Source organism: Streptomyces sp. BHT-5-2 (genome assembly GCF_019774615.1).
Classification (GTDB): domain Bacteria; phylum Actinomycetota; class Actinomycetes; order Streptomycetales; family Streptomycetaceae; genus Streptomyces.
Map to the genome: position 1 here is coordinate 2,781,275 of NZ_CP081496.1, position 14,574 is coordinate 2,795,848.

Annotated in this window: 15 protein-coding genes; 5 read left to right on the forward strand and 10 right to left on the reverse strand. The window is 74.8% G+C overall.

Annotated elements, in window-relative coordinates; translation table 11 throughout:
- Nucleotides 1-52: 52 nt before the first annotated feature.
- Entirely contained in the window at nt 53-526 is a 474-nt protein-coding gene (locus K2224_RS12380) for a GNAT family N-acetyltransferase (protein ID WP_221906617.1), read from the reverse strand.
- A 65-nt stretch (nt 527-591) separates the two neighbouring features.
- A complete protein-coding gene (locus K2224_RS12385; RefSeq protein WP_221906618.1) occupies nt 592-852 on the reverse strand; it encodes a UBP-type zinc finger domain-containing protein in 261 nt (86 codons plus the stop codon).
- 143 nt (nt 853-995) lie between these two features.
- Between K2224_RS12385 and K2224_RS12390 the strand changes: the two genes are divergently transcribed.
- Nucleotides 996-2,588 (forward strand): Na+/H+ antiporter, encoded by a 1,593-nt coding sequence (locus tag K2224_RS12390; RefSeq protein ID WP_399020020.1) that lies wholly within the window; start codon nt 996-998, stop codon nt 2,586-2,588.
- 21 nt (nt 2,589-2,609) lie between these two features.
- On the opposite strand, the gene K2224_RS12395 is transcribed toward K2224_RS12390, so the two are convergent.
- Entirely contained in the window at nt 2,610-3,530 is a 921-nt protein-coding gene (locus tag K2224_RS12395; protein WP_221906620.1) for a 1-aminocyclopropane-1-carboxylate deaminase/D-cysteine desulfhydrase, read from the reverse strand.
- Between the two features lie 61 nt (nt 3,531-3,591).
- Nucleotides 3,592-3,825 (reverse strand): hypothetical protein, encoded by a 234-nt coding sequence (locus K2224_RS12400; RefSeq protein WP_039632879.1) that lies wholly within the window; start codon nt 3,823-3,825, stop codon nt 3,592-3,594.
- Between the two features lie 121 nt (nt 3,826-3,946).
- Here K2224_RS12400 and K2224_RS12405 point away from each other — a divergent pair, with 121 nt between their 5' ends.
- The 3 genes from K2224_RS12405 to K2224_RS12415 all read left to right on the forward strand — a co-directional run bounded on the left by K2224_RS12405 (nt 3,947) and on the right by K2224_RS12415 (nt 6,012).
- The gene (locus tag K2224_RS12405) at nt 3,947-4,729 is read left to right on the forward strand and encodes a helix-turn-helix domain-containing protein (RefSeq protein WP_221906621.1); all 783 of its coding nucleotides are present in this window, start codon (nt 3,947-3,949) and stop codon (nt 4,727-4,729) included.
- A gap of 10 nt (nt 4,730-4,739) precedes the next feature.
- Nucleotides 4,740-5,657, forward strand: coding sequence for a glutaminase (locus K2224_RS12410; protein ID WP_221906622.1), 918 nt, complete (start codon nt 4,740-4,742; stop codon nt 5,655-5,657).
- 121 nt (nt 5,658-5,778) lie between these two features.
- Entirely contained in the window at nt 5,779-6,012 is a 234-nt protein-coding gene (locus K2224_RS12415) for a hypothetical protein (protein ID WP_221906623.1), read from the forward strand.
- A 67-nt stretch (nt 6,013-6,079) separates the two neighbouring features.
- Here the strand turns inward: K2224_RS12415 and K2224_RS12420 are convergent, their stop codons facing one another.
- From K2224_RS12420 to K2224_RS12435, 4 genes are all read right to left on the reverse strand, one after another.
- A complete protein-coding gene (locus K2224_RS12420) occupies nt 6,080-6,484 on the reverse strand; it encodes a VOC family protein (RefSeq protein ID WP_221906624.1) in 405 nt (134 codons plus the stop codon).
- Between the two features lie 80 nt (nt 6,485-6,564).
- Complete coding sequence (locus K2224_RS12425; protein ID WP_221906625.1) at nt 6,565-7,503, reverse strand: beta-ketoacyl-ACP synthase III; 939 nt, start codon at nt 7,501-7,503, stop codon at nt 6,565-6,567.
- A gap of 195 nt (nt 7,504-7,698) precedes the next feature.
- The gene (locus tag K2224_RS12430) at nt 7,699-9,975 is read right to left on the reverse strand and encodes a cation-translocating P-type ATPase (protein ID WP_221906626.1); all 2,277 of its coding nucleotides are present in this window, start codon (nt 9,973-9,975) and stop codon (nt 7,699-7,701) included.
- Nucleotides 9,976-10,056: 81 nt separating this feature from the next.
- The gene (locus K2224_RS12435) at nt 10,057-11,091 is read right to left on the reverse strand and encodes a YafY family protein (RefSeq protein WP_221906627.1); all 1,035 of its coding nucleotides are present in this window, start codon (nt 11,089-11,091) and stop codon (nt 10,057-10,059) included.
- A 221-nt stretch (nt 11,092-11,312) separates the two neighbouring features.
- On the opposite strand from K2224_RS12435, the gene corA reads away from it, so the two are divergent.
- Entirely contained in the window at nt 11,313-12,398 is a 1,086-nt protein-coding gene (gene corA / locus K2224_RS12440; protein ID WP_221909621.1) for a magnesium/cobalt transporter CorA, read from the forward strand.
- A gap of 51 nt (nt 12,399-12,449) precedes the next feature.
- Here corA and K2224_RS12445 read toward each other — a convergent pair whose 3' ends face one another.
- A complete protein-coding gene (locus K2224_RS12445; protein ID WP_221906628.1) occupies nt 12,450-13,727 on the reverse strand; it encodes an MFS transporter in 1,278 nt (425 codons plus the stop codon).
- A complete protein-coding gene (locus K2224_RS12450) occupies nt 13,724-14,539 on the reverse strand; it encodes a FadR/GntR family transcriptional regulator (RefSeq protein ID WP_221906629.1) in 816 nt (271 codons plus the stop codon). The genes K2224_RS12445 and K2224_RS12450 overlap by 4 nt, the downstream gene beginning before the upstream one ends.
- Nucleotides 14,540-14,574 lie beyond the last annotated feature (35 nt).

Sequence of the window (14,574 nt, forward strand, 5' to 3'; positions counted from 1 at the left end):
TGCTCTGCGGCCCTGCGGGCGGGGCTTCTGAACCGTGCTGATAAATGGAGAGCTATGCCTCGCTGGCCAGCCTGCCCAGGGCGTCACCCGTGAGGCGGTACGTCGTCCACTCCTCTTGGGGGAGGGCGCCGAGCGACTTGTAGAATCCGATGGCAGACAAATTCCAGTCCAGGACCGACCACTCGAAACGCCGGTAGCCGCGGTCCACGCAGATCCGGGCGAGGGCCGCCAGCAGCGCCTTGCCGTGGCCGCCGCCGCGCGCCTCGGGGCGGACGTACAGGTCCTCCAGATAGACACCGTGCGTGCCCGTCCACGTCGAGAAGTTCCGGAACCACAGAGCGAAGCCGACCGGCTCGCCGGCGTCCTCGGCGATCAGCGCGAAGGCGGCCGGCTGCGGGCCGAACAGCGCCTCCTTCAGCTGTGGTTCGGTGGCCTGCGCGGCCTCCGGGGCCCGCTCGTAGGCGGCCAGTTCGCCGATCATGGCGAGGATGACGGGGACGTCGTCGGGCGTGGCTTCGCGGATCATGCCGCAAGGCTAGACCGGACCTCCGCGCCGCCCCGCGGGGGTCCGTCGGATCCCGTGGGCCCGGCTCAGACCAGCGTCTCGTCGACGAAGCACCAGCGCCACGACGCACCTGGTTCGAAGGACCGCATCACCGGGTGGCCGGTCTGCTCGTAGTGTCCGGTGGCGTGCCGGTACGGCGAGGAGTCGCAGCAGCCGACGTGCCCGCACGCCAGGCAGAGCCGCAGCTGCACCGGGTGGCTGCCGGCGGCCAGGCACTCCAGGCACGTCTCGCTCAGCGGGGTCGGCTCGCCCTGCGGGAGCGCGTGTACGTGCGTGCACTCCTTCATGCCGCAACCCCGATCCGCTCGGCCGCGCACGTGCGAGGCGGGCACCCTTCCATGACTCGCTCGCTGCACTCGCTCATGATGGCCAGGTTAGATCGCCGGGACGGCCGGCGGGGGAAGTCGGGGACGGTGCGGGTGTGAACGTGATGCCGCTGTTGCTGCTGGTCGCGGGCAGTGCGGGGGTCGCCGGGCTGGCGCGGCGCACTCCGGTGCCGGCGCCGCTGCTGTTGGTCGCCGCGGGGCTCGGCGCCTCGTACATCCCCGGAATCCCGGACTACACCCTCAACCCGCACATCGTGCTGCCGCTGCTGCTGCCCCCGCTGCTGCACACCGCCGCCCTGGAAGCCTCCTACCTGGACCTGCGGGCCAACCTGCGGCCGGTGGGGCTGCTCTCCGTCGGCTATGTGCTGTTCGCGACGCTCGCCGTCGGATACGCGGCCTACCTGGTCGTGCCCGGCCTGCCGCTGACCGCCGCGCTCGTGCTGGGTGCCGTCGTCGCGCCGCCGGACGCCGTCGCGGCCACCGCGATCGCCCGCAGACTGGGCCTGCCGCACCGGATCACGACGATCCTGCAGGGCGAGTCGCTGGTCAACGACGCCACCGCGATCACCGCGTACAAGGTGGCGCTGGCCGCCGCGCTGGGCACCGGCGCCACCTGGGGCGCGGGGCTGAAGGAGTTCGTCGTGGCGTCCCTGGGCGGCGTCGGGGTCGGCCTGGTGCTGATGGTGCCGCTGCACTGGCTCCGCCGCCGGCTGCGGGAGTCGGCGCTCCTGGAGAACACCCTCTCGCTGCTCATCCCGTTCACCGCGTACGCCGCCGCCGAGCAGGTCGGGGCCTCCGGGGTGCTCGCCGTCGTGGTCGTCGGCCTCTACCTGGGGCACCGCTCCTGGCAGGTCGACTTCGAGACCCGGCTCCAGGAGGAGGCCGTGGGGAAGATGGTCTCGTTCGTGCTGGAGTCCGCGGTCTTCGCGCTGATCGGGCTGCAACTGCCGGTCGTGCTGCGCGGCCTGGGGGAGTTCGGCACGGCCCAGGCCCTCGGGTACGCGGTGCTGGTGTTCGGCGTCGTGGTGCTGGCGCGCTATGTGTGGGTCTTCCCCGCGACGTACCTGCCGCGGCTGCTGTCGGCCCGGATCCGGGACCGCGAACCGGACACCACCTGGAAGGCGCCGGTCGTCGTCGGCTGGGCCGGGATGCGCGGGGTGGTCTCGCTGGCCATCGCCTTCTCCATCCCGATGACGGTGCGCGACGGCGGCCCCTTCCCGGCCCGCACCCTGGTGCTCTTCCTGACCTTCACCACCGTCATCGGCACCCTGGTCGTCCAGGGGCTGACGCTGCCGCCGCTGATCCGGGCGCTGCGCCTGCCCGCCCGGGACGCCGAGGCCGAGACGCTGGCCGAGGCACAGGCCCAGAACGAGGCGTCGCGGGCCGCCGAGGCCCGGCTGGACGCCCTGCTCCAGGACGGGCGCAACGCCCTCCCGGGGCCGCTCGCCGACCGGCTGCGCACCGTCCTGGAGCGGCGCCGCAACGCGGTCTGGGAGCGGCTCGGCGCGGTCAACGAGGTGACCGGGGAGTCCGCCGACGACACCTACCGGCGGCTGGCCCGGGAGATGATCGATGCCGAGCGGCGGGTCTTCGTCGAGCTGCGGGACGCCCGGCGGATCGACGACGAGATGATGCGGACGCTGCTGCGGCGGCTGGACCTGGAGGAGGCGACGGCCTACCGGGAGGGCACGCCGTGACCCGGACGCCGCGCCCGGTGCCTACGGGGTACCGGTGACGACGGCGGCGACGGTGCTCCCGGAGGGGAAGGCGCCCCGCTCGGCCAGGGTGGTCAGGGCGAGCAGCAGCTTGGCGACGTAGACCCGCTCGACGGGCAGGCCGTGCCGCTCCTCGAAGGCGTCGGCGAACGCGTCCAGTTCGGGGGTGCGGCGGGCGTAGCCGCCGCAGTGGAAGTCCTCCGCCAGCGACCAGTCGCCGCGGACGCCGCCGAAGGCCGCCCGCTGGAGGTCGGCGACGGTCTCGTGGAGGAAGTGCGGGCTGCCGCCCTTGAGGACGGGGACGCCCAGCGCCCGCTGACCGGGGTCGAGGCCGGCGGCGAGCCCGGCCAGGGTGCCGCCGGTGCCGCAGGCCACCGCGACGGTGTCCGCGTGCCCGCGCAGCTCGCGGCCCAGCTCCGTGCAGCCCTGTGCGGCCAGGGCGTTGCTGCCGCCCTCCGGTATGAGCCGGAAGGCGCCGAAGCGGTCGTGGAGGGCGGCCAGGACGTCCGGGTCGGTCTTGCGGCGGTAGGTGGCGCGGTCGACGAAGTGCAGCCGCATGCCGTCGGCAACACAGCGGGTCAGCGACCAGTTGAGCGGGCCGCCGGCCAGCTCGTCGCCGCGGACCACCCCGACGGTGGCCAGGCCGAGCAGCCGGCCGGCGGCGGCCGTGGCGCGCAGGTGGTTGGAGTACGCGCCGCCGAAGGTGAGCAGCGCGCGGTCGCCCGCCTCGGCCGCGGCCCGCAGATTGGGCGCCAGCTTGCGCCACTTGTTGCCCGGGAGGGCGGGGTGGATGAGGTCGTCCCGCTTGAGCAGCAGGCGGACGCCGCGGCGGGCGAAGGGCGCGTCGTCGACCTCCTGGAGCGGGGAGGGGAGACGGGGGCGGAGTGTCCGGGGATCGGGGGACCGGGGATCGGGGTGGGTCACAGGGGAGTGGGGAGGGAGCCGGGGAAGGGTGGGGACGGGGGTGCGGCGGGCCGGCGGGCCGTCAGCCGTGGAGGAAGCCGTCGCCGTGGGCGCTGATGTGGGCCTCAAGGGCGGTGAGGGCGCTCTGGGTGGCATCGGGGGTGCCGCTGCCGCGGCGCTCGGCGTAGTAGGCCGCGCCGAGCTTCCTCAGCAGGTCGTTGCCCGCGCGCTGCTGCTGCAACTCGTCGACCTTCTGCTTGCCTTGGGCCAGACCCTGCTTCGCCTGCTCCTTGGCGCGGTCGAGAAACCCTGACATTGCTGCCTCCCTGGCGTGCGGGCCGCTGGGCCCGGTCGGTGTCGGTTGCGTACGGGATCAACGGCGGGGACGGCCGTGGGGTTCCCGTGCCAGGCTGGGGGATGTGGGCGAGGAGCGCGACATGGGTGAGCCGGTTGGCGCAGCCGGGGCGGACGGCGGCCGGGCCGCTCCGGGACCGTACGCGGAGCGGGCCTCGCGGCTGCCGGGGGCGGTGCTCTGGCGCACCACCACGGTGCCCGGCGCGCGGCCGGTGCTGCCCGACGGCTGCACGGACCTGATCTGGGGCGCGGGGCGGCTGCTGGTGGCCGGGCCGGACACCGGGCCGCAGGCGCCCGGCGGCGCGGTGCCGGCCGGGACGCGCTGGGTGGGGCTGCGGTTCGCGCCCGGGCAGGGACCGGCGGTCTTCGGGGTGCCGGCCCATGAACTGCGCGACCGGCGGGTGCCGTTGGCGGACCTGTGGGGCGACCGGCGGGCCCGGGAACTGGCGGAGCGGGCGGCGGCCGGCGCCCCCGGGGCGGTGCTGGAGGAGGCCGCGCGGGACGCGCTGCGGGCGGCCGGGCGGTGGGCTCCCGGGGACGGGGCCCCGGGCGAGCTGCCCGGCCGGGACGGCCGGACCGCGGCGATCGTGTCCCGGCTCGGGCGCGGTCGCCCGGTGGCGGAGGTGGCCCGCCTGGCCGGGATGGGCGAACGGCGGCTGCACCGGCACAGCCTGACGGTCTTCGGGTACGGGCCGAAGACGCTGGGCCGGGTGCTGCGGCTGGTGCGGGCGCTGGAACTGGCCCGCGCCGGCGTCTCCTACGCCGAGGTCGCGGCGCGCGCCGGCTACGCGGACCAGGCCCATCTGGCACGCGAGGTGAAGTCGCTCGCGGGGGCTCCGATGGGGGCGCTCCTCGGGCCGGGATAGCGTGTCCGGTATGGACTACCAGGCCGTTCTCGAGGAGGTAGCGGCCTATGCGAGGCCGTTCGTGGGGCGCGGGCACGTCGCCGACTACATTCCCGCGCTGGCGGAAGTGCCTCCCGACCGCTTCGGGATCGCGGTGGCGGACATCAACGGCGAGGTGTACGGGACCGGTGACTGGGGGATACCGTTCTCGGTCCAGTCGATCTCCAAGGCGTTCTCGCTGGCGCTGGTGATGGCCGGGTCCCACGGGGACGACGACATCTGGCAACGGGTCGGGCGCGAGCCCTCGGGGACGCCGTTCAACTCCCTGGTGCAGCTGGAGTGGGAGAACGGCATTCCGCGGAATCCTTTCATCAACGCCGGCGCGCTGGTGGTGACGGACCGGCTGCTGACCATGACCGGTGACGCCAGCACCTCGATGCTGGAGTTCCTACAGGCCGAGAGCGGCAACCCGGAGCTGGCGTTCGACCAGGCGGTGGCCGGCTCGGAGGCCGACCACGGGGACCGCAACGCGGCGCTGGCGCACTTCATGGCGTCGTTCGGCAATCTGGAGAACCCCGTCCCGAGCGTCATCGAGCACTATTTCTGGCAGTGCTCGATCGAGATGTCCTGCCGGGACCTCGCGGTGGCCGGCGGCTTCCTGGCCCGGCACGGGCTGCGGGCCGACGGCAGCCGGCTGCTGGAGGCGCGCGAGGCCAAGCGGATCAACGCGGTGATGCTGACCTGCGGCACGTACGACGCGGCCGGCGAGTTCGCCTACCGGGTGGGCCTGCCGGCGAAGAGCGGGGTGGGCGGCGGCATCGTGGCCGTGGTGCCGGGCCGCTGCACACTGTGTGTGTGGAGCCCGGGGCTGGACGCCCGGGGGAACTCCGTGGCCGGGATGGCGGCGCTGGACCACTTCACGACGCTCACCGGCTGGTCGGTGTTCTAGGGCCGGTCCGACGGCCCCGTCCCACCGGCCGGGGCCGGGTCGTGCCTGCTCCGGGCGGGTGGGCTGGCGTTGTGGGGCGGGGAGCGGCGGCGCATGGTGGGCGGTAGGAGGTGCACCTGCCATGGAGCATGAGATGCGCGCTGAGTATGCGGAGGGCGTGCTGCCGCACGAGGACACACCGGTCAGGAAGTGGCACATGACCCGGGTGGGCGCGACCGTCGCGATGTGCGGTCAGCCGCTGGCCCCGGCGGCCGCCACCCAGTCGGCCGGCAAGTGGGGGACGGCCGAGGCCCAGCCGTTCTGCCGCACCTGCGGCGTGATGTACCTGGAGGAGCACCCGCAGGACACCGATTGACCCACGGCCGGGCCGTCCCCGTCCCCGTCCCTGCTCCGGCCGGACGGGACGGGGACGGCCCGCACGGTCAGGCCGGAGCGGCGAAGAGGTCGACGCCGCGCCCGTCGGGGTCCCGCACGACGGCGTAACGCTGGCCCCAGTCGGCGTCCCAGGGCTCCCGCTCGCCCGTATGCCCGGCGGCGGTGAGTTCCGCGTACACGGCGTCGACGTGGGCGGCGTCCCTACAGGCGAAGGCGAGGCCGGTGTGCGTACCGGGCGGGGGCGGCGTCCAGGCGGGGTCGAGGGCGCGGGCGGTCTCGTGGGTGTCCCACATCAGCCGGAGGCCGCCGGGGAGCCGCGCCTCGACGTGCGGGGCGGGGCCGGCGGCCTCGGGGACGGCGACGCCCAGCCGGCGGTAGAACGCCAGGGAGGCGGCCAGGTCGGCCACGACCAGGCCGATCGCGTCGAGGCGGGGTACGGGTGCGGTGTTCATGGCGGCGAGCGTAGGAGCGGCCGGCGGCGGCCGTCTTGAACGAATCGGACGCCGCCGGGGCCGGGCCGCCGCCGGGCCCGTCAGGGGCAGTGGACGACCTGGCCGGCGTACGAGAGGTTGCCGCCGAAGGCGAAGAGCAGCACCGGTGCGCCGGCCGGCACCTCGCGGCGGTCCACCAGCTTGGCGAGGGCGAGCGGGACCGAGGCGGCCGAGGTGTTGCCGGAGTCGACGACGTCGCGGGCGACCACGGCGTTGACCGCGCCGAGGCGCTCCGCGACCGGCTCGATGATCCGCAGGTTGGCCTGGTGCAGGACGACGCCGGCCAGCTCCTCGGGGCGCAGCCCGGCCCGGTCGCAGACCTGGCGGGCGATGGCCGGGAGCTGCGTGGTGGCCCAGCGGTAGACGGTCTGCCCCTCCTGGGAGAAGCGGGGCGGGTCGCCCTCGATGCGGACCGCGTTGCCCATCTGCGGGACCGAGCCCCACAGGACCGGGCTGATCCCGGGGTCGGGCGCGGCGGTGACCACCGCGGCGGCGGCGCCGTCCCCGACCAGGACGCAGGTGGAGCGGTCGGTCCAGTCGACCACGTCGGTGAACTTCTCCGCCCCGATGACCAGGGCGTTCGTCGCCGAGCCGGCCCGGATGGCGTGGTCGGCGGTGGCCAGCGCGTGGGTGAAGCCGGCACAGACGACGTTGAGGTCCATCGTGGCCGGCGCGGCCATGTCCAGACGGGCGGCGACCCGGGCCGCGGTGTTGGGGCTGCGGTCGGTGGCGGTGCAGGTGGCGACCAGCACCAGGTCGATGTCCGCGGCGGCCAGGCCGGCGGCGGCCAGCGCCTTCTCCGCGGCCGCGGCCGCCATCGCGTCCACCGTCTCGTCCGGGGCGGCGACATGGCGGGTGCGGATGCCGACGCGGCTGCGGATCCAGGCGTCGTCGGTGTCGACGATCCCGGCGAGGTCGTCGTTGGTGAGCACGCGGGAGGGCTGGTAATGGCCGAGGGCCAGGATGCGCGACCCGGTCATGAGGTCCTCTGGGGTACGTGGAGCGGGCGGTACCCGGACAGTCTTGCCGGTCGGGGGGCGGCGGACGGGTGTGCGAACCGCCAACGTTCGGCGCTGAGAACTGGAGGCTTCCGACGCGTGTCGGCCCCGGCGACCCCTGCGGCCGCGACGGCGAAGTGCGCGGCGCGGCCGGGGCCGCAGGGGGACGACGGGCGCTCAGGACAGGGCGCGGAAGCGGCGCAGGCGGAGGCTGTTGCCCACCACGAAGACCGAGGAGAAGGCCATCGCGGCGCCCGCGATCATGGGGTTGAGCAGGCCCGCGGCGGCCAGCGGCAGCGCGGCGACGTTGTAGCCGAACGCCCAGAAGAGGTTGGCGCGGATGGTGCCGAGGGTGGCTCGGGCGAGCCGGATGGCGTCCGCCGCCACGCGCAGGTCGCCGCGGACGAGGGTGAGGTCGCCGGCCTCGATGGCGGCGTCGGTGCCGGTGCCCATCGCCAGGCCCAGGTCGGCGCGGGCCAGCGCGGCCGCGTCGTTGACGCCGTCGCCGACCATGGCGACCGAGCGGCCCTCGGCCTGGAGGCGCTCGACGACGGCCACCTTGTCCTCCGGCAGGACCTCGGCGATCACCTCGTCGATGCCGACCTCCGCGGCGACCGACTCGGCGACGGCCCGGTTGTCGCCGGTCAGCAGCACCGGGGTCAGGCCCAGCGCGCGCAGCCGGCGGACCGCCTCGGCGCTGGTCGGCTTGACCGCGTCGGAGACCACCAGCACCGCGCGGGCCGCGCCGTCCCAGCCGACCGCGACCGCGGTGTGCCCGGCCCGCTCGGCCTCGTCCTTCGCGGCGGCCAGGGCCGGCGGCAGCGGCTGGCCGCGGTCCACGAGCAGCCGCTCCCGGCCGACCAGCACGGCGTGCCCCTCGACGGAGCCGCGCACGCCCAGGCCGGGGACGTTGGCGAAGTCCTCGGGGACCGGCAGGGCGCCGGCCGGCTCGGCCTCCAGGGCGGCGGTGGCGACGGCGCGGGCGACGGGGTGCTCGGAGGAGTGCTCCAGCGCGCCGGCCAGGCGCAGCGCCCGCGCGCGGTCCACCCCGTCGGCGAGGTGGACGCCGGTGAGCGTCATCGCCCCGGTGGTGACGGTGCCGGTCTTGTCCAGGACGACGGTGTCGACGGTGCGGGTGGTCTCCAGCACCTCGGGGCCCTTGAGCAGGATGCCCAGTTGGGCGCCGCGCCCGGTGCCGACCATCAGGGCCGTCGGCGTGGCCAGTCCCAGCGCGCACGGGCAGGCGATGATCAGTACCGCGACCGCGGCGGTGAACGCGGCGACCGCGCCGTGGCCGGTGCCCAGCCAGAGGCCGAGGGTGGCCAGCGCCAGCACGATGACGACGGGGACGAAGACCGCGGAGATCCGGTCGGCGAGCCGCTGCGCGGCCGCCTTGCCGTTCTGCGCGTCCTCCACCAGCCTGGCCATCCGGGCCAGTTGGGTGTCCGCGCCGATCCGGGTCGCCTCGACGACCAGCCGGCCGCCGGCGTTGACCGTGGCGCCGGTGACGGTGTCGCCGGGGGCGACCTCCACGGGGACGGACTCGCCGGTCAGCATCGAGGCGTCCACCGCGGAGGAGCCCTCCGCCACCCGGCCGTCGGTGGCGATCTTCTCCCCGGGGCGGACGACGAAGCGGTCGCCCACCCGCAGCCCGTCGACCGGGATCCGGACCTCGGTCCCGCCGCGGAGCACCGCCACGTCCTTGGCGCCCAGTTCCAGCAGGGCGCGCAGGGCGGCGCCGGCCTTCCGCTTGGCGCGGGCCTCGAAGTACCGGCCGGCCAGGATGAAGGTGGTGACGCCGGCGGCGGCCTCCAGGTAGATGTTGCCGGCGCCGTCGGTCCGGGCGATGGTCAGCTCGAACGGGTGGGTCATGCCGGGCATCCCGGCCGTCCCGAAGAACAGCGCCCACAGCGACCAGCCGAAGGCGGCGAGGGTGCCCAGCGAGATCAGGGTGTCCATGGTGGCCGCGCCGTGCCGCAGATTGGTCCAGGCGGCCCGGTGGAACGGCCAGGCCCCGTAGGCCACCACCGGGGCGGTCAAAGTGAGGGACAGCCACTGCCAGTTGGTGAACTGGAGCGCCGGCACCATCGCCATCAGGACGACGGGCACGGAGAGCGCCAGGGAGACCAGCAGCCGCTGCCGCAGGGCGGCGAGCGGCGCGTCCGCCGCTTCCGGGCCGGCACCGGCCCCGGTGGCGTCGGCGGGCGGTTCCGGAGCGGGCGGCAGGGGCACCGCCGCGGTGTAGCCGGTCTTCTCCACCGTGGCGATCAGGTCGGCGGTGGCCACGCCGCTGTCCTCCGCGAGCGTCACCTGCGCCCGCTCGGTGGCGTAGTTGACGGTGGCGGTGACCCCCTCCATGCGGTTGAGCTTCTTCTCGACGCGGGCGGCGCACGAGGCGCAGGTCATCCCGCCGATCTCCAGCTCGACGACTGGACCGTCGATCGCGGTGGTCATGACGGTTGTTCCTCCTCTTCGCGGGCCGTGGGCACCGGTGGCGGTCGGCGTCCCTTCCCCTCCGCCGACCCCGTCAACACTTTACCCCCCTGGGGTATTCCCCGGGGCATTTCCCGGAGCGGGGATCGATGTGATGTCCGTCCCGGCGTGCCCGGCCGCCCGCAGCGCCCGGTCCGCCGTCGCCCGGAGATACGCGGTCAGCTCGGCCGGCTCATGCACCGTGAACTCCCGGCCCAGCAGCATCAGCCGCATCGCCAGCCACTCCAGCGAGTCGGGTGCGCTGCGCCAGCGGCAGCTGCCCTCGTCGAGCGGCTCCACCTCGCCCGCCGCCGGCCCGCCGAGCCGGGCGGCCACCTCGGGAGCCGGCCCGTACACCGTCACCAGCGCCCGGTGGGTGGCCGCCGTCGCCGCCATGCCGCGCATCCGCTCCCGTACGTAGGCCCCGGCGTCGGCGGCCGGCAGCTCGCGCGGCGGGGTCCGCACACCGGTGGCGAACGGTTCGCTCAGCCGGTCCACCCGGAAGATCCGCCAGTCGTCCCGGTCGTTGTCGAACGCCACCAGGTACCAGCGGCGGCCCGCCGCGACCAGCCGGTGCGGCTCCACCAGGCGCCGGCCGAGGTCGCCCGCGCCGCCGCGGTAGCCGAACCGCACCCGCTCGTGGTTGGCGATCGCCGCGGCCAGCACCGTCAGATGCTCCGGATCGACGGTCGGACCGTCGCCGGCCGGCATCGGGACGGTCGCGGTGCCCAGCGTCCCCACCCGCCGCCGCAGCCGCGCCGGCAGCACCTGCTCCAGCTTGGCCAGCGCCCGGACCGACGCCTCCTCGATGCCCGCGATGGTGTGCCCCGCGGTCGAGCGCAGACCCACCGCGATGGCCACCGCCTCCTCGTCGTCTAGCAGCAGCGGCGGCATGGCGGTGCCCGCCGCCAGCCGGTAGCCGCCCTCCGCGCCCATCGTGGCGTGCACCGGGTAGCCCAGCTCCCGCAGCCGCTCGATGTCGCGGCGAATCGTCCGGGTGGTCACCCGCAGCCGCTCGGCCAGCTCCCGGCCGGGCCACTCCCGGGGAGTCTGGAGCAGGGACAACAGGTTCAGCAGCCGTGCGGATGTCTCACTCATGGGACGATGATGACCGAGGAAATAGGACGGGAGCTGTCCTAGGCGGTTTCTTTGGCGGCTCTGGCGCCGAGGACGTCCGACCGGGCGCGCCGGGCGCGCGCCCAGGGGCGCGCGGGCAAATGAACAGCACGGCCCGGACCACGACGGGGTGCGGAGTACGCAAAATGACATCCCGGCCGTACCCCTGGGGTGCTCCCACGGGCGATACTGGCCCGGTGTCGATGATCAGCAACCTCCGCAAAGCCGTCCGGCTGCCGCAGCCGCGACCGGGCGGGGTGGACCTCAGCCACCCCGCCCGGTCGCCGCTCGGCACCGCCGTGGTGAACTGCGCGGTCTACGTCTCCGGGGTGCGCCAGGACGGCCACCAGCCGGCCGAGGAGGCGATCCGGCAGGTCCGGCGGACCGGCGACGGCTTCGTGTGGATCGGCCTGCACGAGCCCTCCGACGTCGAGTTCGCCGGCATCGTCGAGCTGTTCGGGCTGCACCCGCTCGCCGTCGAGGACGCCGTCCACGCCCACCAGCGCCCCAAGCTGGAGCACTACGACGACTCGCTGTTCACCGTCTTCAAGACCGTCCGCTATGTCGAGCACGACCAGCTCACCGAGACCAGCGAGGTCGTCGACACCGGCGAGATCATGGTCTTCACCGGCGCCGACTTCGTGATCACGGTGCGGCACGGCGGCCACGGCTCCCTGGGCCCGCTGCGCGAGCAGCTGGAGCGCGACCCGGACCAGCTCGCGCTCGGCCCGTCCGCCGTGCTGCACGCCATCGCCGACCTCGTCGTGGACGACTACCTCGACGTCGCCGGCCACGTCCAGGACGACATCGACGACGTCGAGAGCGAGGTCTTCTCGGTCCGCGGCAGCCGCGGCGCCGACCGGATCTACCAGCTCAAGCGCGAACTCCTGGAGTTCAAACGGGCGGTGGTCCCGCTGGACCGCCCCCTCCAGGAACTGGCCAACCGCTCCCTGCCGTTCATCGACCCCCGGACCAGGACCTACTTCCGGGACGTCGCCGACCACCTCGACCAGGTCCGCGAGCGGATCACCGGCTTCGACGAACTGCTCAACTCCATACTCCAGGCCCACCTTGCCCAGGTCGCCAACGCCCAGAACGAGGCGATGCGCCGGATGTCCGCCTGGGCCGCGATCCTGGCCGTCCCCACCATGGTCACCGGCGTGTACGGCATGAACTTCGAGTACATGCCGGAGAAGAGCTGGCCGTTCGGCTATCCGCTGGTGATGGCCGTGATGGTGGGGGTCTGCTGGCTGATGCACCGCGGCTTCAAGCGGAACGGCTGGCTGTAGGCCCTGGTGCGCCGGGCGGGACGGCCCCCGTGCGGGGTGCCGCCCCGGGGCTCAGCGTCCCGCGACGTGTCGGGGCCGGGCGGCGCCCAGTCCCGCCGCCACCTGCGGCACCAGCAACACCAGCAGCACCACCAGCGGGCCGGCCCAACTGCCCGAGGCGTCATGGACGGCGCCCAGCACCGCCGGGCCGGTGGCGGCCAGGACGTAGCCGAAGCACTGGGCCATGCTGGAGAGTTGGGCGGCGTGCCGGGTGTCCGGGGCGCGCTGGACGATGAACAGCAGCGCCAGGCTGATCGCCGTCCCCTGCCCCAGGCCCAGCAGCGTCATCCACAGGTACGCGCCGCCGACCGGCGCCGCCCACATCCCGGCGAAGCCCGCCGCGCACAGCACCGCGCCCAGCGTCGCCAGCGTGCCGGCCCGCAGCCGGCGGCCGACGATCACCGGCGCCAGGAACGAGCCCGCGATCCCCAGCAGCGAGGAGAACGACAGCATCCAGCCGGCGTCGCCCGCGCTCGTTCCGGCGTCCTCCAGCATCGTCGGCAGCCAGGCGGCGGCCGCGTAGTAGCTCAGCGACTGCAGCCCCATGAAGCCGGTGACCTGCCAGGCCAGCGGTGAGCGCCACAGGCCGCGGACCGGGTGCGCGGCCTGCCGGGCGGCGGCCCCGGACACCCGCGTACGGGCCCGGACCTGCGGCAGCCAGACGACCAGCGCCAGCACCGCCAGCGCGCCCCAACAGGCCAGCGTGGCCTGCCAGGAGAGCCCGGCGGCCTGCTGCACCGGGACGGTGATGCCGGCCGCCAGCGCCGCGCCGCCGAACAGCGACATCGAGTACAGCCCGGTCATCAGGCCGGCCTTCGCCGGGAAGTCCCGCTTGATCAGGCCCGGCAGCAGGACGTTGGCGACCGCGATGCCGGCGCCGATCACGATGGTCCCGGCGAACAGCGCCACCACCGAGTCCAGCAGCCGCAGTCCGGTGCCCAGGCAGATCAGCACCATGGTGCCGAGCAGCGAGCGCTCCATGCCCAGGCGCCGGCCCAGCCGCGGGGCGACCGGTGCCAGCAGTCCGAAGCAGAGCAGCGGCAGCGCGGTCAGCAGGCTGGTGGCGGCCGCCGACATCCCGCTGTCCGCGCGGATGGTGCCGGCCAGCGGGGAGACCGCGACCAGCGCGGGCCGCAGGTTCAGGGCGAGCAGCACGACGCCGATGCCGAGGTACAGGGCGCGGCGGCCGGTGCCGCCGGCCGGGTCCGGTCCGGTCCCGTCCGCCGCCGCGGCCGGTCCGGCCGGCCGCGGCGGCGCCTGCGATATGCCCGATGCCGGTCCGTGCTTCATGGCCGGGTTTCCTCCTGTGTCCTGTCGTTCCCGTCCGCGCCGGCGTCCGGCGCGGTCTCCTCGTCATTGCTGCCGCTGCCGCTGCCGCTGCCGCTGCCGCTGCCGCTGCTGCCGCCGTCGGCCGGGTCGCGGAGCGCGGCGGCGGCCTCGGCGAGGTGCGCCAGCGCCGCCTGCTCGGCGGCTTCCGGGTCCCGGGCCTCGATGGCGTCGACGATCGCGGTGTGCGCGTCGAACTGGTGGCGGACCGCGTCGGGCAGCAGCGGCGTGCCGACCACGGCCGCCACGGCGTCCCGCAGGGCGTCGCCGAACTGCTCGTACAGCTCGGCCAGCAGGCTGTTGTGCGCGGCGGCCGCGATCGCCCGGTGGAAGCGCAGGTCCGCGTCGACGAAGCGGTCGATGTCGCCGGTGTCCCAGGCCCGGTTGCGCACCGCCAGTGCCTCCCGCAGCGCGGCCAGGTCCTCGTCCGTGCGGCGCTCGGCCGCGTGGCGGGCGGCGTCCCGCTCCAGGCACGAACGGACCTCGTACGCCTCCAAGTTGGCGGCCCGGCGCAGCCTGCGCCGGACCGCGGCGCCGAAGCCGCTGCGGGCGCGGACATACGTCCCGTCGCCCTGCCGGGGCTCCAGCATCCCGGTGTGCACCAGGGCGCGGACCGCCTCGCGGACGGTGTTCCGGCCGACGTCCAGCTGTGTGACGAGCACCGGCTCGGCCGGGATCTTCGTGTCGACCGGCCACTCGCCGTCGGCGATCAGCCGCTCCATCTGCTCGATGACCAGCTCGACGAGGCTGGTGCGGGCGGTGCTGCGCAGCGGCATCGGCGCCGTCCTCTCGCCCGCGCTCCGCGGGTCTG